We start from the raw sequence: 23985 nt of genomic DNA, 5'->3' as shown, positions 1-23985 counted from the left end.
CCGGCCCCCACCACATCCGGCGACCCGTCAGACGATCCACGGCCCATCAACGTGACAACACCCCTGGCGCGTCGCGTCAGAGTCGCGGGGGTGGGACCATGCCCTGACTCAGCGCCTCCAGAGCCCGGGCCTGCTCCTTGGCCACCTCGACCGCTGCCAGGGAGCCGTCGGCGAAGTGCAGGTCCACGCGTTCCGAGAGCGATGTGTGCCGGACGGCGACGCTCCGCAGCTGTCCCGGCAGCATCTCGCCCAGACGCCGGGCCTCCCTGAGCTGCGTTCCGGGCGGGACCTTGCCGACCAGGGGCACCTTCTTGGCAGAAACCGTACACATCAGCAGGATCCTACGGTCGGTGAAGACCATGAGCGCCCGTTCGTTGTCGTACGTGCTCGGGGTGCGGGGTCCGGTGCGCACAGCGATCGCGAACTGGCCGGCCGTGCTCTGCCATCCGCCGGTGAGACCGGCCCCGCGCACGATGCGTCGGAGCCTGCGAATGATGCCGAAGTCGAAGTTCTCGACGGCATCCGCAGCCGAGGCGGCAGCTTCGACGCCGCCCTCCACCGCGCCGAGCGTGCCCGTCCACCGCTTGTCAGGCCGCAACTCGCGAGGGAGGGTGCGGCGGATCAGATCGCTCAGCTTCACGTCGACGATTCCGAGCAGTCGCTCGTGCGGCTGCAGCCACGGTGCAATCAATGGCACATGGGAGCCGCCGCCGAACAGGCGCGGCTCGAAGACGGGCTGTGGCGGGCCGTACTGGCCGGCGCTCATCCGAAGTCCTCCTCAATCCGTGTCTTCGGCACACGGTACGGGGCCTCGTCTTTGCGGCCGTCGAGCTGACCGGTCACGGAGTCCACGGCGGGGTCCTTGCTCAGCCCGTCCGTGACCGCGCTCGTCGGGCCGTCGGCGCCGACCACCACTCCGATGCCGCCTGCGATGGCGCCCTTAGCGGCGCCGTACACGGCCTTGGTGCCCCTGGCGGCCGCGAACTCCCCGAGGTTCTCCATCGACGGGGAGCGGGCAAGGTCCCAGGTGCTCTTGCCCCTGTTGCCGATGCCGCCGATCTTCCGCACGGTCTTGGCCGCCTTCAGGCCGTCCTTGATCGTACGGAAGGACTTGCCGGCTTCCTTGATCTTGCGGACCGCCGCCATCAGCTCCTCCAGCGTCTTCGCCAGGCGGGCGGAGACCCGTTCCACCCGTGCGATGAACACAGCGATCTCGGCTTCCGCCACGAGGGCGTCGGCAGCGGTCGCAAGGCCGAGGGTCAGGATGTCGACCGCGACCATCGCGGCGAGCGAGACGATCAGTGTCTCGATCGCCTCCCGGATGATCTCGATGATCATGTTTTCGGCGAGCTGGCAGGCGGCAGCCGCCTGACTGATGATCTGTGCGATCTCGTCCATGTCCTTGGCGGTGCCGTCGATGGCCTCGACCACCTGCCCCATGTGCCTGCCGAACGCGTTCGACGCGACGCCTTCCCACTGCCCGGCTAGTGTGCCGCCGCCCTCGCGCAGAGTGTTGCTGACTGCCCGCATCGCCTTCGCCTGGGCCTGCCACTCGTGGGAGGCCGCAGTGAGTCCCGCGAGATTGCCTGTGACCTCCTCCAGCATGTCCATCATCCCGGTGGAGTCGAGCGCCGCCTTGACGATGCTGTCCAGACCTGCGTCCAAGCCGTCCGCGACCGGATTCTCGATCTCCGGCAGTGGGATCAACGGCTCGTCGACGAAGTCCCGCGTCCACTTGTACGCGTCGCCGACCTGTTGGAAAGTGCTGCCGCTCACTGTCCGCCTCCGAAGGAGGCCTCGATGTGCACGTCCTGGCTCTCGTAGTTCATCGCCGAGTCCTGGAGACCCTCACAGGTGTCGCGAAGGATCTCGAGCAGGTCGGCGAAGTTGTCCCGCTCGGCCTGCACGTGCTCCCGGTAGGCCTCGTAAAGGTTGTGCGCGTTCGGCAGCTCGCCGAAGTCGTTCGACGAGAGCGGCACTGACTCCAGCCTCGACCAGATCCGCGCGATCTGCTCAGCCTGGGCCTGGATGACCTGGTCGTAGGACTTCAGCGCGCCCGGATGGACCCGAAATCCCTGATCCCCCACAACTTCCCCCTGATCGCGGAACCGGCACATCATCATACGTGCGGGAGGTCACTCAGGTTGAACTTGTCATGTCCGGCGTGTTGATCGGTCAGAGTCAAGTGCGGAACTGCTCGTCAGGGGCGGGCGTGAACACCGATGTCTCCGGAGACGACGAGGTTGTCGCCGGTGATGTAGCCGGCGGCGTCCGAAGCGAGGAAGGCCACGGCTTCGGCGATATCGGCGGGAGCGCCCACGAGTTACAGGCCCAGGCTGAGCGTCTCGCAGTAGCCCAGGGCTGTCGCCGCCTGGCTGAGCTCGCCCTTGGCAGCGGACCGGCAAGCCAAGTCCATCATCGTCACGATGCCCTGCAACGGCGCGTCCTCATCGGCGTCTGCATCGTGCTCCAGGCGCTCGCACAGCACGCGATCGGCCTGATCCAGGACGTCGGACCAGACACCGCCGTACGTCTCCAGGCGTACCCCGGTCAAGGGCGTCAGCCACAGGTCCGCGTGCGACGGGAGCAGTTGCTCAGGCGGCCGGAAGTCCAGGACGGTTCCGCACGGCATCGATCCCCCATCCGCGTGGGTCTCGGTGCCGGGCCACTCCGGCAGGCCCTCGGAGTGCGCGGGACACAGGAACGCGAGCCAGGCAACGCCGGGTCCGTCGCCCACGGCCGGACCCTCCCGAAGCGCCGACGCCTTGGCCTGGCACCGCACGACGGTGCGCAGGGCACTGAGCTGACGGTTGGCGGACAGTTGCTGAACGACGGACGGCACGCGGGCCCCTTCAGCGGCTGGACCTCGATGTACGCCACGACCACAACCGTGCGCGGGGCGGTAACGAAGTACAGGACCCGGACGACTTCGACATCATCGGTGTACTGGCGCAGCTGAGGCCCGGCGGTGGCGCCGGGGATCGGCTCGCCGACCTCGGGGTCGACGGAGACGACGACGAGGGCGCGGTCCAAGGCGTGGATCTCCGCCTCGCTGGTGATGTCCTCCAGCTGCTTGGCGGCGGAGTCGGAGAAGGCGATACGAGCGCGGCGCGGTCCGTTCTGTGGGGCCATCAGGCAATGGCCGGGCGCTGCGCGGCGAGCCGGGCGAGGTGGGCCTCGCGCAGCTCCTCCCACGGCGTGCAGTCCTCCACTGAGGGCAGCCCGTTGGCGGCGACGTCCTCCAGGACCGCGGCGAACTGGTCGGCCCTCTCACGGGTCCTGGCCGCGTACGCACGCAACCCATCGGCGGCCGCGGGCTCCAGCTGCTGCCGGGCCTGGTCGGCGGGGGCCGGCTGTTCGCTCATCGAAGGCTCCAGAGGGCAGATTGCGTCTCCCACAACGGTATCGGCCGCCCCGGATCCCGGGGACCACTCCGGATGAAATCCGTACGTACGACCACGGCCCCAGGAAGACACAAGGACCCAGCTGCCCGAGCAGTCGCCGTCGACCAGGGAAGACACCGGGCCCAGGACCCGGGGACCCAAGCGGATCGGCCCGCTCGGGCAGGAACGGAGGACAGGACCTGGCCGTCGGCGATCCGGAGGCGGGCGGTCGTCGCACAGCCAGTCCGGGAGCGATGCAGACCGTAGTTGGGGCGGGGTTCCTACAGGCGGACCCCCGAGGTGAGAGACCGAACCGAGTCCAGGACCTCGGCGTGCTCCGCGAGCGGTCCTGGTGCCAGGTCGCGGATATCCGTGAGGGCCGGCGCCCGTGCGCACCACGGATCAGCCGGAACGCACCCAGACCCCCCATGGCGAGGGCAAGAAGGAGGCCATAGCCGACGGCTATGGCCCAGTCGTCGGCGAGTTGACCTACGTCCGACCGCCCTTGACGAGACGGAAGCCGCCGAGTCCCACCAGCAGCCCGCCCACACCGTTGCGCCAGGCGGCAGCAGCCTCCCGCACCCTTTGCAGTTCGGTGGTGTGCAGCCGGCGGTGCTCCTGCACACCAGCCCCGTGACCATCGACCTCACGATGCACAATGCTCAAAGAGCACGCACGGCAGACAGCACAGGTGACCGGTGACCGCGCAGCGAGCCCCGTTTGACCTTGACACGGTGACAAGGCCTTCACTGCCTGCCAAGGAGGTGGTCCCGATGACCATGACGAGACAGGACGCGGATGCGATACGAGCGCTCCAGGGGCTGGAGGACGGCCGTTCGTCCGTGCGGCTGCGGGCGGCTCTGGCAGTCGGCACGACGCCTGATCCGCGCTTCGTCGACAAGCTCGTCGAGCGATGCGCGATCGAGCCCGAGTTCTTCGTCCGCGACATGCTGACCTGGGCACTCACCCGCCACCCGGTGTCCATGACGCTCCCCGAGCTGCTGCGCGAAGTCCGCTCGGAGCATGCGCAGGCACGGAGCCAGGCGCTGCATACGCTGTCCAAGATCGGGGACTGGCAGGCATGGCCGACGATCACACGGGCGCTCCTGTCCGACGCTGACGACGAGGTGGCGCGGAGCGCCTGGCGGGCCGCGGTCGTGCTCGTGCCACCAGGCGAGGAGTCCGCCTTGGCCGCGGTGCTGGCGACGCAGCTCGGGCGCGGTGAGCGGGAGACGCAGCTGAGTCTCAGCCGGGCGCTGGTCGCGCTGGGTGAAGTGATTCTGCCGGCTCTGCGTCCTGCGACGACCGCCCCTGACCCGCGTGTGCGCGCCCACGCCCTCGCCACCCAACGGCTGCTGCGCGACCCGGACGCCGGATTCGAGTTCGCGATCGAGGAGGCCAAGCGCGTCCTGGCCCTCGGCGGCTCCGGCCAGGAGGGACGATAGGAAGTGTTGATCGGTGAGGTGGCGCGACGGTCCGGGGTCAGCGCCCGCATGCTCAGGCATTACGAGTCGCTCGGCCTGGTGCGGCCTTCGGGTCGTACGGGCTCCGGCTATCGGGAGTACTCCGGCGAGGACATCCGGCGGATCTTTCATATCGAGAGCCTGCGGTCGCTGGGGCTGTCGCTGCGTGAGATCGGGCGCGCGCTCGACGATCCCGGCTTCACGCCCTCGGCGCTCGTCGACGACCTCATCCGTCAGACGCGCGAACGCCTCGCGGCCGAGACCGAGCTGCTCACGCGGCTCCGTCGGATCGATGCCGCGGAACCCGCCGGCTGGGAGGACGTCCTCCAGGTCGTTGCGCTCCTCCAGGCACTCGGGTCGAAGAACGCCGACGCGCGCCAGCGCGCGGCCCTTTCCTCGGCCGACGAGGTTCCGGTGCCGGTGGAGGCCCTGGTCGAGGCGGTACTGAGCGAGGCGGAGCCGAACGTCGCCGGAGCCCTTCGATGGGCGCTGGCGCGATCGGGCGACGGCGGCCCGGCACTTCTCGCGGAGGGCCTCGGCTCACCGGTGGCCGCGGTGCGGAAACGTGCCGTTCAGTCCCTCGCCGAGATGCCCGGTGACGAGGCCACCGCGCGGCTGCACGACGCCCTCGCAAACCCCGACGTCGCGGTCCGCGGGTATGCGGCCCTGGCACTCGGGACACGTGGAGTGGCCGATGCGGTCCCAACCCTCATCGACATGATCGTGGAGGGAAGGAACGACACCGACGCAGCCGATGCACTGAGCGTGCTGGCGAGCGACACCGCGACGGCGAACCAGATCGCGACCAGGCTCGTCGACCGCCTCGCCCACGACACCACTGAAGCGCCCGCACGCGGACGGCTGACCCAGGCGCTGGCGGACATCCCCGGGACCACGGCGTCACGTGCCCTCGTGGAACTGTCGCATGACGAGGACCGCGCCGTTGCGCTGACTGCGGCATACCTTCTTCAGCTGCGCGACACACGGTAACGGAGCGATCCTGGGGTGCCGCGTACACGGCCCACGGGGCGCAAGGTCCCGGAATCGTCACCATCCACCGAAGGGGGCCGAGTGGCGCGCGCTGCGCGACCCGGCCACAGTGCACCTGAGGGACAAGAGCAAGCCGGGCCGGCTCGGGCGCCACAAGGCCGACTGAGCCGCTCAGTCACAACAGCGTCTGACTGTGCACTTCAGCCGGCCCGTGAGCGGCCGACTTGGCCCGCCAGGGCGCTGTCGGGGGGCCTGGAGAGCGTGGAGGGCAGAGCTTCCCCTTGTGAACGCGGGTTCGGTCCGAGATCGGCTGGAGGCGGGGCGAGGAGCGCGACGGGCGGTGGACCGCACCGTGGAAGACAGTCCGGGCGGTGTCATCGGCCCGGTCCACGCAGTGGGCGTATCGACGTCACGCCCCCACGTAGCCTCTTTCCCGTGCCAGCCTCCCGCCTGCATCGCGTCGCCGTCCTTGTACTCGAGGGTGCCAAGCCGCTCGACGTCGGAATTCCCGCGCAGGTTTTCACGACCCGCACGAGCATGCCGTACGAGGTACGGGTGTGCGGGGCAGCACCCGGTCTCGTGACCGGCGGCGACGGCCTGTCGTACTACGTCGCCCACGGCCTCGACGCCCTTGCGTGGGCCGACATCGTCTTCGTCCCCGGCTACCGGTTCCCGGACCGCGACGACCCGCCGCAGGCCGTCGTTGACGCGCTGATCGCCGCCCACGATCGGGGCGCTCGGCTCGCCGCCATCTCGACGGGCGCCTTCGCGCTCGCCGCCACGGGCCTGCTCGACGGCAAGCGTGCCACGACGCACTGGCATTACGCGCGGGCGCTCGCGGCGAAGCATCCGCTCGTCCAGGTCGACGAGAACGTTCTGTTCGTCGACGAGGGCAGCGTGCTGACGTCGGCCGGCGCAGCATCGGGCATCGACCTGTGCCTGCACATCCTGCGCGGCGACCTCGGAGTGGCCGCATCGAACCACGCGGCCCGGCGACTGGTCGCTGCGCCCTACCGCAGCGGCGGTCAGGCGCAGTACGTGCCGCGCAGCGTGCCCGAGCCGCTTGGTGAGCGGTTCGCCGCCACCCGCGAGTGGGCGCTGCACCGGCTGGGCGAGTCCCTCACCCTCGAGCTGCTCGCCCGGCATGCCGCGGTGTCGCCGCGCACCTTCTCGCGGCGCTTCGCCGAAGACACGGGATACACGCCGATGCAGTGGGTCATGCGCGCCCGCATCGACCTGGCCCGCGAGCTGCTCGAGCGTTCGGAGCGGCACGTCGAGCAGATCGCCGCCGACGTCGGTCTGGGCACCGGTGCCAATCTGCGGCTGCACTTCCACCGCATCCTCGGCACGACGCCGAGCGAGTACCGGCGTACCTTCGCCCAGGGCGAGTAGCCCACCACCACCTGGCGCGATCCTTTTGAACCATGGCGATCACGCCGCTGTCGCGGGCGGACGCAGCGGGCGACATTGATGGTGAACCGAAGGGACACCATTCATGACGCGCATCGCCATCAACGGATTCGGCCGCATCGGACGCAATGTGCTGCGTGCATTGCTGGAACGTGACAGCGACCTGGAGATGATCGCGGTCAACGACCTCACGGAGCCCGCCACCCTCGCGCGGCTGCTCGCCTACGACACGACAGCCGGCCGGCTCGGTCGCCCGGTGACCGCCGACGGCAACGCCCTCATCGTCAGCGACCGTCGCATCACGGTGCTCGCGGAGCGTGAACCGGCGCAGCTGCCGTGGGCCGAACTCGGCGTGGACATCGTGCTCGAGGCGACCGGCCGCTTCACATCGGCAAAGGCCGCCCGCGCCCACCTCGACGCCGGCGCGAAGAAGGTACTGGTCAGCGCACCGTCGGATGGCGCCGATGTCACTCTCGCGTACGGGGTCAACACGGACGCATACGACCCGGACGTGCACACGATCATCTCGAACGCCTCCTGCACGACCAACGCCCTCGCGCCGCTGGCCGCGGTGCTCGACAACCTCGCCGGCATCGAGCACGGCTTCATGACGACGGTGCACGCATACACGCAGGAACAGAACCTGCAGGACGGTCCACACCGCGACGCCCGCCGCGCCCGTGCCGCCGCCGTCAACATCGTGCCGACCACGACGGGCGCCGCCAAGGCGATCGGCCTCGTGCTGCCGAACCTCGACGGCAAGTTGTCGGGCGACTCGATCCGCGTGCCGGTTCCGGTGGGCTCGATCGTCGAACTCAACACAACGGTCAGCCGCGACGTGACGCGCGACGACGTGCTTGCGGCATACCGCGCCGCGGCGGACGGGCCGCTCGCCGGCATCCTCGAGTACTCGGACGACCCGCTCGTGTCGTCCGACATCACGGGCAATCCGGCCTCGTCGATCTTCGACTCGGCCCTCACCCGTGTCGACGGCCGTCACGTCAAGGTGGTCGCGTGGTACGACAACGAGTGGGGCTTTTCGAACCGCGTGATCGACACGCTCGAACTCCTCGCCACCCGCTGACCGACGCCCGGGCCATCCCCCTCCGGCGACCGCCTCGCCCCGTAGCTCCCGTGAGCGCTCCCGTTGGCCAGCCGGGCCAACGGGAGCGCTCCGTCACACAACAGCAGCGCACTCCTTCACGTGGCTGGTCCGGGAAAGTCCACTTGAGCGGACGCCGGGTGGGCGGGGCAGGCCAGCGCGGCGACCGTGGAGTTGGCTCCTCGCTCTCTGAACTGGGACGAGGTGGACTCTGCCCGTCATCCTTTCGACAGTGCGTCGGCAGCGCGGGTGGTGCACTCGCTCGGGCCGGCCTGGCGGGTGCCTCACCGCCTCGACCTGCCCTTCCCCGACCCGGCGATGAACGCCTGGAGCCGGGGCAAGGGCAAACCCTGGGCCAGCACCAAGTGGCTTGCGACTGTTGCGAGTCCCGCGGGCGACAACAGTTCCCGATGGGTCTCCTGAGGTCCTCTTCGTCGTACGCCCAGGGCCGGCCCACCGTCCAACGGCCCTAGGGCGTGTGCGACGGGTCGCGTCACCGACCCCGCACCCGCCAGCACTGTCACCCGAATGGCGCACCATGACGTGCCACCCACATGGGTGAGGATCAAGCTGACTAGTGCCCCAACCGAGGCAATCCGTGAAAGGGGAACCAAATGCGCATTCGACGAATCCTCGCCGCCGTCCTCGCCACGGCAGCCCTCGCCGGGCTCGGCCTCACAGGCGCCGCCACCGCCACCGCAGATGATGGCTCAGGCTACACCACCCCTTCTCAGTGCAGGGAGGGCGGCGGACAGCCCTATCTGCACAACACCGTCAAATGCTGGGGCGGTAAATACGACGGGCTGACTGTCGACTAAACCCCACAAGGCGCCCCGCAGCCACGCGCCGCGGGGCGCTCCCGCGCGAGCGTAGCCGGGAGAGTCGCAGGGACTGTGCCGACCCGTCGGGCACGCTAAGACGTACCCCGGGCCGTCGGAGGGTGCTCAACGACGACCAACGCTGACAACCACCGACAGCTAAGTCGCAGGTCGCAGCGTTGATCGATTACGCGGCCGCAGGTCAGAAACCCGGCCCTTCACTTCTTCGTGGTCTGGGTCATGCTGCCGTGCTCGGTTCCAACCGGGCGGGACGCGACCGGACGCGCCGAGGGTGTTTTGCCACGAGCGCAGCAGCCTGTCGAGCGCCTGCTGCCAGTCCCGGGGCCCGACCCATGGCGAGGTTGACCAGCACAACGCGAGGCAGCCGCCGGGCTTGAGCCAGGTGTAGGCGTGCTGGGCGACCAGGGAGCGGTTCAGCCTGTGAAAGGCATTGCCGATGACGATCAGCTCGAAGCCGCCCGGCCTGGCATCCAGATCTTCGGCACGGGTGGTGACCGCCCGGACGTGGGCCGCGCCGACGGCGTCTGCCTTGGCGCGGACCACCTCGGTCATGCCCGGTTCGGCGTCTACGGCCCAAACGTCCGTGAACCGGTCGCGCAGGGGGAAGGCGAGTTGGCCGGTGCCGCAGGCCAGATCCAGCAGGCGTCCACGCCCTGAGAGGGCGGCTCGGTGTGCGAGGTCGGCGATCATCGCGTCGGGGGGAGCCGAAACTGCTCGTAGTATCCGGCCGTCCCCTGGTAGAGGTCGGGGTCGAATCTCGCCTGACTGTCCACGCGACCACCATGACATGGGGCAGCCCGGCCCAGGAACGTTGCCGGACGGAAGCACCTACCTCCGTAGGCCGATCGTTGTGCTTGGGTAGCCCTCCGTCACGCCGGCAGGACTCGTTTGCGGAGGAGCTCGAATCCTGCGCGTCCGAACGTCCGGCGCTTGAGCATCTTGATGCGGTTGACATGGCCCTCCACGACGTCGGAGTGCCAGGGAAGTGAGAGGCCGGCGATGACGGCGTCGAGGTCGTGTTCGAGGTGCTGGGCTAACCGGCGGAGGCTGGGCAGTTCGGTCGTGGCGGTGGCCGCTTCGATCCAGGCTGGTATGCCACTGGCCGGTGAACAGCTCCTCCGGGGTGGTGGCGCGGGAGATGCGCAGGATGGTGTTGAGGGCCATGCCGAGCTGCCGGGCGACGGACCGCTTGCTCTGTCCGGCGTCAAGGAGCGCGTGGATGGTGGCGTGCTTGGCGCGGGTGTGTTCGGCGAACCGATGGCCCGTCGGCCAGGGCGATGACGCAGCCGGCTCCGCATTCTCCTGCGGTTCGTCCGCCGGGGCTGGAACGGGACGCAGGCAGCCGCGATGCTGGTCAACGCACTTCTCGGTGGCTTCGCACAGGTTGTGCCAGAGGTGCCATAGATCGGCGACCTGGAGGGCTTGTGGGGCGCCACGGGTGGTGCCTTCGGCGAAGAAGGGGGCGCGGTCGCGGCAGACGATCTCCATTCCGGGCCTCTCGGCGAGCCAGGCCGCCAGCGTGTCCGCCTCCCCGTCCGGCGCAGGTCCACTGGGCGACGTGTCTCGACGTCGATGAGCACAGTTCCGTAGACATGTCCCTTGCGCTGGGCGTACTCGTCCACGCCAACCACGCGGGGCGTGGCGGTAGGCGGGTCTGGCAGTGAGGCGATCAGCCTCAGCAGGTGTTCCGGCTCACCGGCGACCCGAAGGCGTCCGTCATCCGGGCGCCAGCCCGGCCCGCGAGCGCAAGACCCACCGAGACCAAAGTCGATCGCAGCCGCTCGGTCCGTCGGCCGAACCGGCGGGTGAGCCCGGACACCTGCTCGGCGAAGGTCTTGCGCGGGCAAGAATCCTCCGCGCAGACGAACCGGCGCACCCGTGACGACACCACGACGAACTTGCCGGCCGCTGGCAGATCACGGGGAAATAGCAGGTAGGAACCATGTATTCGGCCCGACCAGCACCCGCATCCCGGGCAGGCCGCCCGCCTGCCGGTCGTCCGGGCCTCGACCCGGACGACCGTGTGGGTCACCTCGCCCGACTCCACAGACACGCCCTCCACCGGGGAGAACAGCAACTCATCCAGCTGCGGCCGTACTTCGTTCACGGCTCAGCACTGTTGACCACGCCGCATTCTGGCCGGGCGATTTTCGGGCGGCCTCAACCGCCGTCACACGAAGATCGATAGTCACGCTGTGTACGTGACCACAAGAAGTGGACCAGAGCCTGAGAACGGACAGCAAATGTTCAGGACTTCGGAAGGCGCCAGAACACACCGCGGATTCGAACACTGCTTGCGTTTCGACCCGAGAGGCGGCCGCCGAGGTCTGGCAGGCGGTGTGCGGCCGCCTACCAGCCGGCACCCATCCGAACGTCGCCGCGACGTTCCCGCCGCTCACCGCCGAAGGGCGACAGCCGGCACTCGTTCGCGCCGAAGCTGATGCCTCACGCAGTGACGGCGCTCCGGCCCCGCGGGGACGGAAGTCACGTGGGCCGGGGCGTCGACAAGCTACGACGATGCCCCTGTTTCCCAAGCGGAGGACGATTGTTCGCTTTCAAGTGTGCGGCGCTACGCGCTCAGTGGCCGCCCGTGGGCGGGCGCACGGGGCGAGGCAGTGGCTGACGCCAGTCGCCCAGCGTCGTGAGGAGAAACCGGCGGGCGAGAAGACGTATTTCGCCCCACGCCGGATCTGTGGCCAGGGCGTTGGCCCAGAGGCCGACGCGGCAGGCGGCATCGATCTCGCCGAGGCGACGGCCGATGGCCTGAAGGTCGCGCAGATTCCTGGGTTCGAAGGCTCCGCGCTCCGCGAGTCCTTCGGAGATGCGGCAGAGGAGCTCCACCTCTTCAACGACAGACTCCGTCCCCAGCTCACGCTCGCCCAGCCAGGCAAGCTGAACCTGGGTGTCGGCTGCGAGGAGCGCCATAAACCGCAGCGTCCAGGTGCGCAGGTGTGCGTCGCCGAGATGGTTCATAGATGCAGGATCGCACCTGCCTCCCGCCAGACCGTGTTCGATGGCACGGGGCGGCAATGGCCGGCGCGGCGCCCGCGGGGGTTGGATGGCGCGTGCTGCTGCCGCAGTCGAACAGTGCCAGACAGGGGTGCCTCCCGAAGTGGTGAACATCTGTTGTCCGTTCTCTCATGGACAAAACCAGTACCGCTCGACCACCTGCAGGAGCTGGGATTCAGCGAGACGTTGACGAAGCTGTGCCAGAAGGGCTTTCCCGGAGGCCGGCTCCTATATGGGGCCGAAGTCTGCGATCGGGCTGTGACCCGGTCAACGTGCTGATCAGGAGGCGGTCCAGCTCGCCCCCGGCGGGGCGGGCCGTCGCCCAAGTCGAGGGCGTCGCAACCGTGACCACGTACGGGCGGCGGGGCGGCAGATATGCCGCCGCCCAGATGGGGCGCCGCGCTGACTCCGGCGCCTCGAACCCGGTGCCTCGAGTTCGGGGATCAGATGAGTGCTCCTGCCAGTAGTGCAGCCGTGTCTGCGACCAGCGGCTCGTCTGTCGGCGCGGTGGAGTCGTGTTTCGTGGACAGGACTGCCAGCGCGACCGGGCCTCGGCCGGGTGGCCATGCGATGCCCACGTCGTGGGTGGTGCCGTAGCTGCCGGTGCCGGTCTTGTCCGCGACTGTCCAGTCCTTGGGCAGCCCTGCACGGAAGCGATTGCCGCTGGTCGTATTGCCCAACAGCCACCGGGTCAACCGGTCCCGGTCCGCCCTGTCGAGGGAGTCCCCGAGGGTGAGGCGACTGTAGGTTCGGCCGAGGGCGAGCGGGCTTGAGGTGTCGGTTGACCTTCCAGGTTCTGCCGAGTTCAGATCGGGCTCCCACCGGTCCAGCCGGGTCACGCTGTCGCCGATGGAACGGCAGAAACGGGTGACGGCCCTCGGGCCGCCGAGTTCACGCAGCAGAAGGTTTGCCGCCGCGTTGTCGCTGTAGCCGATGGCGGCCGCGCACAGGTCCGCGACGGTCATGCCACCCGCGAGATTGTTCGGCAGGCCCGTGACCGGCGCGTAGCCGGATTCCGTGACGTCCGTCTCGGTGTACCGGATCAGCTTGGCGAGGAACGTGCCGTCACGGTCGAGGTCCCTCAGCACCGCCGCCACAGCGATTGTCTTGAACGTCGAGCACATCGGGAACAGCTCCCTCGCCCGGTACAGCACCGTCCTGCCAGTGGCCACGTCACAGGCGAAAGCCCCCAACCGCGCCGAATGCGCGCGCTCAAGAGCACGCAACGGCCCGGCGATCTCCTCGCGGTCAGTGCCCTGCGCGACGGCCCTTCCCTCCACGGGGAGAACGACGCCGAGAGTCGCCGCGGCGATCCCGGTAAGAACTTCACGTCGACCCGGGCGCACATCCACAAGCGTCTCCCGCCGTTCGTGCCGTCACCAGACGTGACGGTCGCCTACTGCAAGGCATCTGATCCCCTCTATCCCCCATCAGCCCGCAACTTCAGACGACCAGATTCCCACCCCGCATGTCCACCGACGCAACCGATACACCGCAGGCCCCCTCAAATGCCCCCGACCATCACGGTGCCTATTCAGTGACGGGCCAAGCACACTCCCCCAACAGACAGCAAGGTCTTTGGAGGGGATACGCACGGTAGCGCCCGGGGCCTGCCTCGGGCGTGGCCGCGTGCCAGGCTGGGTGGAAGCCACCGGCACCAACGGCGGCCCATGTGGTTCCAGCCCAGTCGGTAGCCGAGGACAGCGAGGCCAGCGGCGGCGGTGCTGGTAGGTACGCAGTCTGGGGGCACCGGGGGGCGCGGGGCTTGCGGGCGCCGCGGCGCCCATGGCCGGTGAGCGCGGCGAGGAACGCGGTGGCGGTGTTGGGGCTACTAGCGGTGGCGGGGTGATCTCGCAGCAGGCGGCCAATGTGTGCGGGCGCATGCCCGGCGAGGACGAGTTACGGCGCGAGGGAGACGACGTCGATACAGGCCGAGCCGGTGGCGGCGCGTGCCCGGTCTGACGCGGGTGGCGTACGCCTGCACGCACTGGTCAAGGAACAGAAGGAGCTTGTCGGCTGCGCTACTTCCAGGATGGTCAGCGAGCTTCGCTTGAATCAGCCGTGCGTGGGCGACGGCCGACGGTACCGTTGTCGTACCCGTGTTCAGCCTGCAGCCGCAAGTCAGCTCCGGTTCAAGGGGGTTGCGTTGCCGTTCGATGCTGGACGGATTGCTGCTCGCGGATTCCAGTACCAGGATCTGCGGACGGTGTGCCCGAGGGCAGAGTGACGGGGCGCAGCGGGGAATGATCGGCCTAGGCTGCCCGCTATGGCTACTGCGTTTCCTGATCTGCCCGCGCTGGTTGCTGACCCGTACTCGACGTATGCCCGTCTACGGGAAGCAGGCCCGGTCCATCGTGTCACCGGGCCGGACGGGCTTCCTGTATGGATCGTCACCCGCTATACCGACGTGAGGCAACTGCTGGCCGACCCACGGCTTTCCCTGGACAAGGCCCATCGGCTTTCCGCCGGCTACCGAGGCTTCTCGCTGCCCCCGGCCCTCGACGTCAACCTGCTGAACATGGACCCGCCTGACCACACGCGGATCAGACGGCTGGTCACCAAGGCCTTCACGCCCGGTCGGGTGGAGCAGATGCGTCCCGGAATCCAGGCACTGGCCGATCAGTTGCTGGACGGCGTGGCCGGCCGGGGGCGCGCCGACCTCGTCGCGGAGTTCGCCGCGCCACTACCGATCACGGTCATCTGCGATCTGCTGGGCGTGCCGCATGACTCCCGCCTGGACTTCCGCGCCTGGACCGATTCACTGGTCGCCCCGGATCCCTCGGACCCCGGGGCAGTAAAGCAGGCCGTGGCCGCCATGCTGACGTATTTCCCCCAACTGATCGCCGATAAGCGCCGCGTGCCCGGCAACGACCTGCTCACCGATCTGATCGACGTACGCGACGACGCTGACAGGCTCACCGAGGACGAGCTGACGTCTCTTGCGTTCCTCATTCTGGTCGCCGGCTACGAGAACACGGTGCAACTCATAGGCACCGCTGTGCTGGCGCTCCTGGACCACCCGGAGCAGCTGGCCGCTCTCCGTGACAACCCGGCCAAGATCGAGGATGCAGTAGAGGAGTTCGCCCGCTACGACGGCCCGGCGCTGCTTGCCATCCGCCGTTTCCCCATGGAAGACGTGGAGATCGGTGGCGTGACGATCCCGGCCGGTGAGACCGTGATGCTCTCGCTGGCCTCCGCCAACCGCGACCCCGGCCGTTTCCCCGACCCTGACCGCCTCGACCTGGACAGACGGGAGGGTGGGCACCTGGCGCTCGGCCACGGCATTCACTACTGCGTGGGCGCCCCTCTGGCACGGCTGGAAACACAGATCGCCGTGAGCACGCTGCTGCGCAGGTTCCCCGCTCTGGAGTTGGACGTGCCCCGTGATCAGCTGCGGTGGAGGCCATCGATGCGTGCCCGCGGACTGCTCGCGCTGCCGGTACGGTTTTGACCGCGAGCGGCTGGCGTCCTCTGACGATGCCAGGAGGAAGCCGAGCGCTCGTGCAATTCTGGCGGCGTGGGCAGTGGAGAGCCCTGTCGCGTTACGCGCTCCGAGGGCGTGTCCAACGAGATCGTGGGCCGCAAGCCGAGCATCGTCACCGACACCCTCGCGCTGCGGCCGGTCACCTGTTCCCGGGGGCCTGTCCTGCGGCAGCGGTGGCCATTGGCCCAGCGGCCGCCGAGAGAGCCTCGGCCGTCGCCTGGTCGGCCGGCAGGAACGCCTCCAGCTTCAGCTCGGCAAGTGTCACGTCGACGGCGGTGGCAAAGGTCGTCACGGTCGTCATCAGGCGCAGCTCGCCGTACGACGACTGCAGGCGGAGCGGGACTGCGAAGCCGAGTTGCCCGGTGGACGGCTCCAGTTCCGGGAGGTACCCGGTGAGCTCCGCGTGCAGCTCCTCCAGGTGGCCGAGGCGCGCCAGGATGTGGCGCGCCCATTCGGCGAGGTTGCAGATGCGCGGCGCCAGGCCGTCGGGATGCAGCGCAAGGCGGTAGACGTTCGTGCCCGGTCCCACCAGCTCGGGGGCCGCGCCCTCGGTGATCAGTCCGAACGCCGTGTTCGCAGCGATCAGGTCACCGCCCCGGCCCACCACCAGCGCCGGATACGGCAGGTGCCCGCGGAGGATGTGATCGATCGCCGTGTGCACAGGGGCCAGCACCGGGTCGTCGAGTGCGCTCTCGGGGTAGGCGGGCGCGAACCCCGCGGCCAACAGCAGCTCGTTGCGCTCCCGCAGCGGCAGTTCCAATGACTCGGCCAGGCGCAGGACCATGTTCCGGCCGGGGACGGACCTGCCGGATTCGATGAAACTGAGATGGCGCTGCGTGGTGCCCGCCCGCAGCGCCAGGTCGAGCTGGCTGAGATGACGGCGGACACGACGTTCACGGAGCGCACCAGGGAAGTCCACGGACCTGTTGTAGCGGCGACGGAGGGTTCCAGGCCATTCCCCGTGGGGAATTGTCGCCACTCCAACCAGTCGTGAACATCGCCGACATGGACATCGGTGTACTGCTTCCGACCGGAACCGCCCAGTGGGGCCCGGCCGACGACCCCCGCGAACTGGTCGCCTTCGGCCGCCAGGCCGAACGCGCGGGCTTCTCCTCGCTCTTTGTCAACGACTCCCTGATCAGCCCGCGCATCGAGGCCCTCACGATGCTGGCCGCGCTCGCTCCGGCGACCGAGACCGTGACGCTCGGTACGGCGGCGCTGATGCCGTTCCTGCGCCGGCCGATCCAGGCCGCGCAGTCACTCGCGTCCATCGACCTGCTGTCCGGCGGCCGGCTCAGCGTGGCCGTCGGCGCCGGCTTCCCCGGCCGCTTCGGGCGGCCCCTCTACACGCTGTCCGAAGTACCGTGGGAAAGACGCTTCGCCCGCCTGGACGAGACTGTCGCACTGTGGCGGGCCCTATGGGACGGCGCCGCCTCCTTCCACGGCGAGATCCTCCGGTTCACTGAGGTCCCGCCCACGATCAGACCGTCCCGAGCCGGCGGCCCGCCGATCTGGCTCGGCGGCGCGACCCCCGCTGCGCTGGCCCGCACCGGCCGGACGTACGACGGGTGGCTGCCCTACCCGCCCGACCCAGCCGACTACGCCTCCGGCCTCCGCAGTGTCCGCAAAGCGGCGGCCGACGCCGGACGCATGGCCGAGGACATCACCCCCGCACTGTTCATCTCGGTACGGATCGACGACGACATCGACAGCGGCCGTCGGGCCATGGACGCCTACGTACAGGCCACCTACGGCATGCCGCTGGGAGAACTGGAGAAGATCCAGGCCGTTGTCACCGGCTCAGCAGACCAAGTACTGGAGCGCCTACGACGGTATGCCGCTGCCGGCGTTCGGCGCGCCGTCGCACGCCTCGGCGCCCTGGACCTGCGCTCCCAACGCGACCAACTCGAACGGATGACAGACTTGATCCCTGCCCTCCTGACGCCAGCGGATCGCGCTTCCGCCTCCGAAGACGCCTGAGCCCGGCCCGGCCGACCCGAACGTGACCATTACAGGACCTTCCCATACGTATGCCAGGCCGTTCCCGCGTCGGTCGGTGAGGTGGGCCGGGTGACAGTCGCCGCTGAGCGCCGGAAGGGGCCGGTGCCGTCCGTCAGAGCTTCCGGGTCGACGGATTGCTCGTGGGTTCCGCGTCCCGCTGCTCCTGTCCGGCCGTGGCGGACCAGCTGGCGAGCAGTTTCAGGCCGTCCTCGGCGGCGGTTCCAGGGGGCGCGCTGTAGACGACCACGCTCAGGCCGCTTTCGTCCGGCAGGCTCATGGTCTCCTGATCGAGTTCCAGGTCTCCGACGAGCGGATGGTTGAGGCGTTTGGTGCTTTCGCGGAAGACATGTACGTCGTTGGATCCCCACAGCACGCGGAAGGCGTCGCTGCGGGTGGACAGTTCACCGATCAGGTTCGACAGTTCCCGGTCGTAGGGGTTCTTCCCCGCCTCGATGCGCAGCGCGCCCACGGCGAAGCGGGCCATGCGCTCCCAGTCGGCGTAGAACCGCCTGGCTGCGGCGTTGAAGAATGCGAACCGGGCGACGCTCGCCCCGCAAGCCGGGTCGGCGTACATCTCCGAATACAGAGCCCGGCCCAGCGGGTTGGCGGCCAGCGTGTCGAGGTGGTTGTTCATCACGAACGCCGGCAGCTCCGGCATGCCTTCGACGATCCGCGCCACGCTCGGCCGCACCGTCGGCCGGATCTCTCGCTTCCGGGCCCGTGCCTCGGGGGCCGGTCCTGCGGCGCGGGCGAGGTCGTACAGGTACATGCGCTCAGTGGCATCCAGCCGCAGGGCCTGGGCGAGGGCATCCAGCACGCTGTCGGAGACACCTCTGAGGTTGCCGCGCTCCAGGCGTGTGTAGTACTCGACGCTCACCCCGGCGAGCGCGGCGACCTCACCCCGTCGCAGTCCGGGCACCCGCCGTTGACCGTACGTCGGCAGACCCGCCTGCTCGGGGGTGATCCTCTCGCGTCGGGAACGGAGGAATGCGCTGGCTGTGTCCCGGTTGTCCACGAGGACAGGGTAGGCAGCCCGCACGGCGGGTGGGGGACCCTGCCAGTACCCCTCACAGCAAAGACTCCCCTGGCACGGCCGCCTCCCGTTGCATGGTGCGTGCTCCGATCCCCCGGGGCACCGACCGGTGCGAGGACGTACGCGCCCCGGCCGACCTTTCCCGTACCGAGTTCCGCATGGGGCTTGAGTACCTGAACAAGACCGAAGGGGCACACAAGATGAGCCACCAGACCGAGACGGTGACGGAGACCCCCGCGGCCGTCGTGCGAGGGCTGTACGACGCGCTGAGCAGAGGCGATGTGGCGGGTGTCTTGGCCAAGCTCGACCCCGAGGTGATCGTCGACGAGCCGCGCCAACTCCCCTACGGCGGCGTGCATCAGGGCCGCGAGGTGTTCGTGCGGTCGGTCCTGGGCGCGATGATGGGCTACGCCGACGTCGCTATCGCGGACGCCGAGGTGTTCGAGGGCCCGGCCGGTGTCATCGGCACGCTCACCGGAATGCTCACGGCCCACACCACCGGTGAGCATTTCCCGCTGACCATGGTCGAGATCCACCAGGTCGAGGGCGGCACGGTACGCAAGATCGACGTCTACACCAAGAACCCCCACGAGCTCGCCGCGTTCTACGCACGCGCCGAGGCCGGCACCCGCTGACGACAACACGCTTCAGAGTCCGGCCGCATTGCCTCAGGCAGCGCGAGCAGCCCGGCCGCCTCATGCCCAGGCCCAGGCCCAAGTCCAAGCTGTCGCATCGACGCCCCCTGCCGTTGGGCGGCTGGGCGACGGCCTTCACCGACCCCGGGTGTTACCGCCGCTCTGAACCCTGCTGCGGGGTCCGCCCTGGTCGAAGGTCGACATCGAGCAGTGGACGACGCCGGACCCCGCTACCGGACCGAGTGGCTCATCGGGTCTACTCGTGTCCGGTGAGCATGTCGAACAGGCTGTGGGGTGCGTTGTCGCCGAAGAGGAGCTCGTGGAGGCGAGCGCCGTCGGCGGCGGCCGCGGCGCTGCGGGGGAACAGGGCCTGCTCGTATTCGGTGAGCGCAGTCTCCACGTCATCGGGGCGGGCGGCGACGGCCTTGCCGAGTTCGGCGCCGTCGTACATGGCCAGGTTGGCCCCTTCACCGTTCGGGGCCGAGAGGTGGGCGGCGTCACCGAGCAGGGTCGCCCCCGGCACCCGATCCCACCGATGCTGGGTGATCCGACGGCTCGGCCACCCGCTCACCGTGGAGGACCTGGACCGCCAGGCACGGATGAGCTCGCGCAACCTGGGCCGCCACTTCAGGTCGGTGACCGGCACCACCCCACTGCAGTGGCTGCTCACCCAACGGATCCGCCACGCCCAGCAGTTGCTGGAGACCACCGACGACACCATCGACACCATCGCGGCAGCCACCGGCATGGGCACCGCCACAACGCTGCGCCGACACTTCAGCCGAACGGTCGGTGTTCCGCCGGACACCTACCGCCGCACCTTCCGCTCACGGACCCGTCCCCGCCCGAACAACGGCGGACAACACCACCAACACGCTGAATTATAAGAAACAGGAAGCGCGCGGCTACTGCCTGTAGACCGTTTGCCACTTGCTGTAGACTGTCTGCCGCGGTCCGTACTCCGCCGGACCGGTGGTAGACCGCAGTGCTCAACAGTCAACCGGCCACCCCATCGAGGGGAACGCACGTCACGGCAGTGCACATCTACTGCTGGCGTCCGTATCGTCCCTGCACCATGGGTTCGGCACAGCCGACCGCCGAGGTGCCGGAACGAGGCTCAGTGCGCCCTTCGATTTTCGGTTGCGGGCCTGGCCGTGGCGCTCTCATCGGGCCTAGTCCGGATGAGGCGGGGCGCGGGTTCGCTGGAGGCGGTCGTGTCCTCGGTCGGCGCTGCGGTGGATTGTGCGGCGTCGTCGTCTTTGATGGCCCTGGCTTCGCTCTTGAGGATGCGCATCGACTTGCCGAGCGCACGAGCGGTGTCGGGAAGCTTCTTCGAGCCGAACAGCAGGATGACGACGATCGCCACGATCAGCAGGTGCCAGGGTTCCAGTCCGTTGCGGAGCATCTGAACCACCCCATTTCTTCGATCGATGGTGTCATCAGCGGCGAGGCGACGGCGCGAGCGTTGCGACGGCCGCCTGCCGACGATGCCGGTGTCGGCATGCGGAGTGTTCCGCAGCCACGGCCCCGGCGCGCAGCAGGGCGTACAGTGCCTGGGCCGACATGAGGTCCTGGCAACCGGTGAGCACCCACATGATCGCCCTGCGCTGCCTTGACGTCCTGTCGTGGCAGCCCGTGCGGCAGAGTGTGTCGTTTGCCGGTCCGGCCACACCCGGGGCCAGGACACAGGCACCCCGGGTGGCGTCGTGTCGGTGGTTCAGTTGGGCGGTGTGCGGGTGGTCGCCTGGTTCCAGGCGGGTGTCCTGGCGGGCGGTCGGACAGCGCGGTGTTGTCTGGTCACGATCACCTGCCAGATGGCCAGGAGCAGCAGCGTGCCGGTTTCGGCGACGAGGCTGAGGACGGCTTGTGGCGCGGGCTGCAGACCGTGCTCCGTGAATCCGAACACGCCTACGGTGCGCGAAGCGGTGAAGCCGGCGAGGGCACCGAGCGCGACGCCTGCCGCGACTGCCCTCAGCAGCAAGGGTGGTGTCCTGATCAGCAGCAGGGCAGCGAGGGCGAAGGCAGCGCTGGCCTGGAGCAGGAACAGGGGGCCGATGACGTGGACGAAGCGGTACTCGTCGATGTAGAGCTGGGCGTGGATGTATCCGCTGACAGCGAGGGTTGCGGCGGTCGCCGACCGCAGCGTGGGGACGAGCAGTCTTTGGATGTTCATGCCAGCCTCTGGTCTTTGATGGCCAGTTCGCGGTCGCCTTGGCGGTAGCCGACACTGCGGATGCCGAGTGCGTCTTTGAGCTGCCTGGCAGGGACGACCTGCGGAGTGGGGGCGGGAGCGCGGCCCGGTTTGGGCAGGGGGTAGGCGGTGGTGGTGGCGGAGTGGAAGGTGATGTTGCCCTCTGTCTTGGTGAACAGCTGGTGGACGTGCCCGTTGAGACAGGTGACGGACGAGAAGCGACGCAGAAGGGCGATGACCTTGAGGGCGTCGTCGGTACTCCAACCCCACTGCGGGTACATGGCGAACAGCGGGATATGGCTGAAGACCACGATGGGAGTGTCCGACGACAGCCCGGAGATGTCCTTGCGAACGAAGTCGATCTGGTCGTTGCCGAGGTGGCCGAGCTTCTCCAGGCTCAGGGTGTTGACCAGGGCGATGAAATGCACACCGTGGGTGTCGAAGCTGTACCAGCCATCGCCGAGCGTGCCCATGCCGAAGGTCCGCCGGTAGGCGCGGCCTGCATCGCCGATGGAGTCGTGCTCGCCCGGTACGGTGAAGACGCGGTCTGTCTTCGTTCCGGCCATCATCTGCTTGACCTGGTCGAACTGACTGGCCGTGGACAGATGGGTCAGGTCGCCGCTGTGCATGACGAAATCTGGTCTGAATCCGAGTGAGTTGACCTGATTGATCGCTTCGGAGAATGAGCCGACCACGTCCATGTTCGCCGGACCCTGGAACCCGATATGGCTGTCTGAGACCTGCACGAACCGCAGCGCGCCTCGTCCCACCGGGGCGGCCCCGGCGGGAGCCCCGGCGTTGGTGCCCCGGGAGTCCGCGATATGGCTGATCACCTCCCCACTGGCCACGGTCAGCACCACCGCGCCTCCGAACCACCCTGCGTGCCGCATGAGTTGACGTCGAGTCATATCGTGTTCGCCTTGGGGCCGAGGGGCGTCGTCGGCCAGTGCTTCGTCGTGACTGTCGTGGTAGTCGGTCATCAGGTCACCTCCACGGTGCCGGTCATGAACGGATGGATGGTGCAGAGGTAGGCGTAGGTGCCGGGCTTGGTGAACGTGTAGCTGTAGGTGGCGTGGGTCGCCAGGGCAGCCGAATGCAACGGACCGCCCCTTCCACCGCTGGTGACGGTGTGGGCGTCGGTGTCCTGATTGGTCCACGTCACCGTCGTGCCCACTTTGACCTTCAGCGTGCCCGGGGAGAATGCGAAGTTCTTGATCGCCACGGCGGTGCCGGTCACCGGCGCGGCCGGCGCGCCCGTGCTCGAGGGACTCATGGGCATGGTCATGCTGGGCATCGGCGAGGCACCGGGAGCGGTGCCCGCCGTGTTCCCCGGCCCCGTGACACCTGGCGTTCCTGCCGTCTGGTGCTGGCCCGGGCCGGGTGTGATGGCGCCGGCTCCGGTGGACGGGGAGTGCGACGACTGGCCGCATGAGCTCAGGAGCCCCAGCGCGCCGGCAGTGGCGACAGAGGCGATGGCCAGCCCGGCCGTAGCGCGCGACCGTCGGCCGAGTATGCGAAATTTCTGGTACATGATGTGTCCGTTTCTCATTGATCAGGCGGAGACGGAGGCTGCGCCGCTGGCTGCACGCGACCACAGAGATGTGTGGTGGATGCCGTGTTCACGGGTGTGTGCCCCTCATGGACCCCCGAACGAGCACGGGTGCTTCCTCGTGCCGACCGCGGACCTCGACGTGTCTCCCGCTGCGCATCCGCCATTGCGCGCCGCGAAGGTGCGGGCGCCATCCGGCAGTTCCCCCTGCGGGGAGCCGGGAGGGACTCGGGGCCGGTCGGCGGTGGCCGTACGGGTGGTGCGCACGCCGGGCCAGGTGGAGTTCCACCCTCGTGGTTACGCAGCCCTCGACCGCTGCGCGTGTGGAGAGCCGCGTAGAGCCGTCGACGTGGTGTGCGCCGGACGCCGACTGGGGCTGCGCGATGGCGCCGAGTTCGATCCACGGGGGCGCGCTGATCGCGGTCGGAGCCAAGAGTACGTACGTGGCGTGGTCCATCTCGGTCACCTCTGATCCGTCCTTGGTCATATGGGAATCGATGAGGAATGGCGCGTAAGTGCGCTCTTGTCCGCATCCACGGACGCCGGTGGTCCCACGGTTCGGTAGATATGCACTTTTTGTGAGATCTCTCGGCGTCGCCGCAGATCAGCCGACCTCCTCCGGGCCCCGCGCACACTTGACGCCGCTGGCGCCGTAAGGCCCGGCACGGACATACCGACGCGCGACGCTCGCAGAGTGTCACCCGCTTCGTGCCGTGCGTTACAGGACAAAGCGGTATATGTGCGCAATGATCGATCCATGCCCTGGAGTTCCCGAAAACGTGGTCCGCGGACCGATCCGGATCGCTCCGCGGACCGTGTCTCTGGTAAAGGGACCCTTTCGACCGCAGATGAGGAACTGCTGCGCACTCTGTACGCGGAGCACGCAGGAGCCCTGT

27 protein-coding genes and 1 pseudogene are annotated in these 23985 nt (G+C 68.7%); 9 read left to right on the top strand and 19 right to left on the bottom strand.

The features are described from left to right. Positions 1–76: 76 nt before the first annotated feature. The 8 genes and pseudogenes from AB0L95_RS38570 to AB0L95_RS38535 form a co-directional block, all read right to left on the bottom strand. A complete protein-coding gene (locus AB0L95_RS38570) occupies positions 77–766 on the bottom strand; it encodes a hypothetical protein (RefSeq protein ID WP_365170787.1) in 690 nt (229 codons plus the stop codon). Beyond that, positions 763–1776, bottom strand: a complete 1014-nt coding sequence (locus AB0L95_RS38565) for a hypothetical protein (RefSeq protein WP_365170785.1) — start codon at positions 1774–1776, stop codon at positions 763–765. Before AB0L95_RS38565 ends, AB0L95_RS38570 begins: the two co-directional genes overlap by 4 nt. After that, positions 1773–2087, bottom strand: coding sequence for a hypothetical protein (locus AB0L95_RS38560; RefSeq protein ID WP_365170783.1), 315 nt, complete (start codon positions 2085–2087; stop codon positions 1773–1775). The genes AB0L95_RS38565 and AB0L95_RS38560 overlap by 4 nt, the downstream gene beginning before the upstream one ends. 113 nt (positions 2088–2200) lie before the next feature. Next, positions 2201–2320, bottom strand: a complete 120-nt coding sequence (locus AB0L95_RS38555) for an SDR family oxidoreductase (protein ID WP_365170781.1) — start codon at positions 2318–2320, stop codon at positions 2201–2203. Between the two features lie 3 nt (positions 2321–2323). Further along, complete coding sequence (locus AB0L95_RS38550; protein WP_365170779.1) at positions 2324–2842, bottom strand: hypothetical protein; 519 nt, start codon at positions 2840–2842, stop codon at positions 2324–2326. Positions 2843–2862: 20 nt separating this feature from the next. After that, positions 2863–3132, bottom strand: a pseudogene (locus AB0L95_RS38545) (hypothetical protein); the annotation flags it as partial. Then, positions 3132–3365: a hypothetical protein gene (locus AB0L95_RS38540; protein WP_365170777.1), complete on the bottom strand. Its 234-nt coding sequence runs from the start codon at positions 3363–3365 to the stop codon at positions 3132–3134. The gene AB0L95_RS38540 and the pseudogene AB0L95_RS38545, both read right to left, overlap by 1 nt. Before the next feature lie 507 nt (positions 3366–3872). Then, positions 3873–4007, bottom strand: a complete 135-nt coding sequence (locus tag AB0L95_RS38535; protein ID WP_365170775.1) for a hypothetical protein — start codon at positions 4005–4007, stop codon at positions 3873–3875. Positions 4008–4156: 149 nt separating this feature from the next. Here AB0L95_RS38535 and AB0L95_RS38530 point away from each other — a divergent pair, with 149 nt between their 5' ends. The 5 genes from AB0L95_RS38530 to AB0L95_RS38510 all read left to right on the top strand — a co-directional run bounded on the left by AB0L95_RS38530 (position 4157) and on the right by AB0L95_RS38510 (position 9166). Further along, positions 4157–4828, top strand: coding sequence for a HEAT repeat domain-containing protein (locus AB0L95_RS38530; protein WP_365170773.1), 672 nt, complete (start codon positions 4157–4159; stop codon positions 4826–4828). A 3-nt stretch (positions 4829–4831) separates the two neighbouring features. Continuing rightward, positions 4832–5836, top strand: coding sequence for a MerR family transcriptional regulator (locus tag AB0L95_RS38525; protein ID WP_365170771.1), 1005 nt, complete (start codon positions 4832–4834; stop codon positions 5834–5836). A gap of 435 nt (positions 5837–6271) precedes the next feature. Further along, entirely contained in the window at positions 6272–7228 is a 957-nt protein-coding gene (locus AB0L95_RS38520; RefSeq protein WP_365170769.1) for a helix-turn-helix domain-containing protein, read from the top strand. Positions 7229–7331: 103 nt separating this feature from the next. Beyond that, positions 7332–8330: a type I glyceraldehyde-3-phosphate dehydrogenase gene (gap, locus tag AB0L95_RS38515; RefSeq protein WP_365170767.1), complete on the top strand. Its 999-nt coding sequence runs from the start codon at positions 7332–7334 to the stop codon at positions 8328–8330. Between the two features lie 632 nt (positions 8331–8962). Next, positions 8963–9166: a hypothetical protein gene (locus AB0L95_RS38510; protein WP_365170765.1), complete on the top strand. Its 204-nt coding sequence runs from the start codon at positions 8963–8965 to the stop codon at positions 9164–9166. Between the two features lie 159 nt (positions 9167–9325). On the opposite strand, the gene AB0L95_RS38505 is transcribed toward AB0L95_RS38510, so the two are convergent. The 4 genes from AB0L95_RS38505 to bla form a co-directional block, all read right to left on the bottom strand. Continuing rightward, the gene (locus tag AB0L95_RS38505; RefSeq protein WP_365170763.1) at positions 9326–9877 is read right to left on the bottom strand and encodes a class I SAM-dependent methyltransferase; all 552 of its coding nucleotides are present in this window, start codon (positions 9875–9877) and stop codon (positions 9326–9328) included. Positions 9878–10862: 985 nt separating this feature from the next. After that, a complete protein-coding gene (locus tag AB0L95_RS38500; protein ID WP_365170761.1) occupies positions 10863–11294 on the bottom strand; it encodes a transposase family protein in 432 nt (143 codons plus the stop codon). Positions 11295–11764: 470 nt separating this feature from the next. Beyond that, on the bottom strand, positions 11765–12160 hold the full coding sequence (locus AB0L95_RS38495; RefSeq protein WP_365170759.1) for a hypothetical protein: 396 nt from the start codon (positions 12158–12160) through the stop codon (positions 11765–11767). A gap of 479 nt (positions 12161–12639) precedes the next feature. Beyond that, the gene (gene bla / locus AB0L95_RS38490; RefSeq protein ID WP_365170819.1) at positions 12640–13476 is read right to left on the bottom strand and encodes a class A beta-lactamase; all 837 of its coding nucleotides are present in this window, start codon (positions 13474–13476) and stop codon (positions 12640–12642) included. A gap of 986 nt (positions 13477–14462) precedes the next feature. Between bla and AB0L95_RS38485 the strand changes: the two genes are divergently transcribed. Then, on the top strand, positions 14463–15647 hold the full coding sequence (locus tag AB0L95_RS38485; RefSeq protein ID WP_365170757.1) for a cytochrome P450: 1185 nt from the start codon (positions 14463–14465) through the stop codon (positions 15645–15647). Positions 15648–15819: 172 nt separating this feature from the next. Here the strand turns inward: AB0L95_RS38485 and AB0L95_RS38480 are convergent, their stop codons facing one another. Next, on the bottom strand, positions 15820–16599 hold the full coding sequence (locus tag AB0L95_RS38480; RefSeq protein ID WP_365170755.1) for a helix-turn-helix transcriptional regulator: 780 nt from the start codon (positions 16597–16599) through the stop codon (positions 15820–15822). Between the two features lie 86 nt (positions 16600–16685). On the opposite strand from AB0L95_RS38480, the gene AB0L95_RS38475 reads away from it, so the two are divergent. Continuing rightward, complete coding sequence (locus tag AB0L95_RS38475; RefSeq protein WP_365170753.1) at positions 16686–17660, top strand: LLM class flavin-dependent oxidoreductase; 975 nt, start codon at positions 16686–16688, stop codon at positions 17658–17660. Positions 17661–17793: 133 nt separating this feature from the next. Here AB0L95_RS38475 and AB0L95_RS38470 read toward each other — a convergent pair whose 3' ends face one another. Continuing rightward, the gene (locus tag AB0L95_RS38470) at positions 17794–18696 is read right to left on the bottom strand and encodes a helix-turn-helix transcriptional regulator (protein ID WP_365170751.1); all 903 of its coding nucleotides are present in this window, start codon (positions 18694–18696) and stop codon (positions 17794–17796) included. Positions 18697–18872: 176 nt separating this feature from the next. Here AB0L95_RS38470 and AB0L95_RS38465 point away from each other — a divergent pair, with 176 nt between their 5' ends. Next, positions 18873–19349 carry a nuclear transport factor 2 family protein gene (locus AB0L95_RS38465; protein WP_365170749.1) on the top strand — a complete coding sequence of 159 codons (477 nt, stop codon included), beginning with the start codon at positions 18873–18875 and terminating at the stop codon, positions 19347–19349. Between the two features lie 256 nt (positions 19350–19605). Here AB0L95_RS38465 and AB0L95_RS38460 read toward each other — a convergent pair whose 3' ends face one another. Further along, positions 19606–20058: an FAD-dependent monooxygenase gene (locus AB0L95_RS38460; RefSeq protein ID WP_365170747.1), complete on the bottom strand. Its 453-nt coding sequence runs from the start codon at positions 20056–20058 to the stop codon at positions 19606–19608. Between AB0L95_RS38460 and AB0L95_RS38455 the strand changes: the two genes are divergently transcribed. Then, complete coding sequence (locus AB0L95_RS38455) at positions 19949–20236, top strand: helix-turn-helix domain-containing protein (protein WP_365170745.1); 288 nt, start codon at positions 19949–19951, stop codon at positions 20234–20236. The genes AB0L95_RS38460 and AB0L95_RS38455 overlap by 110 nt on opposite strands. A gap of 230 nt (positions 20237–20466) precedes the next feature. Here the strand turns inward: AB0L95_RS38455 and tatA are convergent, their stop codons facing one another. From tatA to AB0L95_RS38435, 4 genes are all read right to left on the bottom strand, one after another. Further along, a complete protein-coding gene (gene tatA / locus AB0L95_RS38450; protein ID WP_365170743.1) occupies positions 20467–20754 on the bottom strand; it encodes a Sec-independent protein translocase subunit TatA in 288 nt (95 codons plus the stop codon). Positions 20755–21066: 312 nt separating this feature from the next. Then, positions 21067–21522 (bottom strand): hypothetical protein, encoded by a 456-nt coding sequence (locus AB0L95_RS38445; RefSeq protein WP_365170741.1) that lies wholly within the window; start codon positions 21520–21522, stop codon positions 21067–21069. Continuing rightward, the gene (locus AB0L95_RS38440) at positions 21519–22430 is read right to left on the bottom strand and encodes a metallophosphoesterase (RefSeq protein ID WP_365170739.1); all 912 of its coding nucleotides are present in this window, start codon (positions 22428–22430) and stop codon (positions 21519–21521) included. The genes AB0L95_RS38445 and AB0L95_RS38440 overlap by 4 nt, the downstream gene beginning before the upstream one ends. An 89-nt stretch (positions 22431–22519) precedes the next feature. Next, entirely contained in the window at positions 22520–22813 is a 294-nt protein-coding gene (locus AB0L95_RS38435) for a plastocyanin/azurin family copper-binding protein (RefSeq protein ID WP_365170737.1), read from the bottom strand. Positions 22814–23985: the final 1172 nt, after the last annotated feature.

The organism is Streptomyces sp. NPDC052036 (assembly GCF_040680495.1).
GTDB lineage: Bacteria > Actinomycetota > Actinomycetes > Streptomycetales > Streptomycetaceae > Streptomyces.
This window is presented reverse-complemented; position numbering and strand designations above follow the sequence as displayed.

Excerpts from the sequence above, each read along its gene's own strand:
- AB0L95_RS38570 (WP_365170787.1), bottom strand. The coding sequence starts at position 766 with ATGAGCGCCGGCCAGTACGGCCCGCCACAGCCCGTCTTCGAGCCGCGC.
- AB0L95_RS38540 (WP_365170777.1), bottom strand. The coding sequence starts at position 3,365 with ATGAGCGAACAGCCGGCCCCCGCCGACCAGGCCCGGCAGCAGCTGGAG.
- AB0L95_RS38530 (WP_365170773.1), top strand. The coding sequence starts at position 4,157 with ATGACCATGACGAGACAGGACGCGGATGCGATACGAGCGCTCCAGGGG.
- gap (WP_365170767.1), top strand. The coding sequence starts at position 7,332 with ATGACGCGCATCGCCATCAACGGATTCGGCCGCATCGGACGCAATGTG.
- AB0L95_RS38510 (WP_365170765.1), top strand. The coding sequence starts at position 8,963 with ATGCGCATTCGACGAATCCTCGCCGCCGTCCTCGCCACGGCAGCCCTC.
- AB0L95_RS38505 (WP_365170763.1), bottom strand. The coding sequence starts at position 9,877 with ATGATCGCCGACCTCGCACACCGAGCCGCCCTCTCAGGGCGTGGACGC.
- AB0L95_RS38495 (WP_365170759.1), bottom strand. The coding sequence starts at position 12,160 with ATGAACCATCTCGGCGACGCACACCTGCGCACCTGGACGCTGCGGTTT.
- AB0L95_RS38485 (WP_365170757.1), top strand. The coding sequence starts at position 14,463 with ATGGCTACTGCGTTTCCTGATCTGCCCGCGCTGGTTGCTGACCCGTAC.
- AB0L95_RS38475 (WP_365170753.1), top strand. The coding sequence starts at position 16,686 with ATGGACATCGGTGTACTGCTTCCGACCGGAACCGCCCAGTGGGGCCCG.
- AB0L95_RS38465 (WP_365170749.1), top strand. The coding sequence starts at position 18,873 with ATGGGGCTTGAGTACCTGAACAAGACCGAAGGGGCACACAAGATGAGC.
- AB0L95_RS38455 (WP_365170745.1), top strand. The coding sequence starts at position 19,949 with ATGAGCTCGCGCAACCTGGGCCGCCACTTCAGGTCGGTGACCGGCACC.
- tatA (WP_365170743.1), bottom strand. The coding sequence starts at position 20,754 with ATGCTCCGCAACGGACTGGAACCCTGGCACCTGCTGATCGTGGCGATC.
- AB0L95_RS38445 (WP_365170741.1), bottom strand. The coding sequence starts at position 21,522 with ATGAACATCCAAAGACTGCTCGTCCCCACGCTGCGGTCGGCGACCGCC.
- AB0L95_RS38440 (WP_365170739.1), bottom strand. The coding sequence starts at position 22,430 with ATGCGGCACGCAGGGTGGTTCGGAGGCGCGGTGGTGCTGACCGTGGCC.
- AB0L95_RS38435 (WP_365170737.1), bottom strand. The coding sequence starts at position 22,813 with ATGAGTCCCTCGAGCACGGGCGCGCCGGCCGCGCCGGTGACCGGCACC.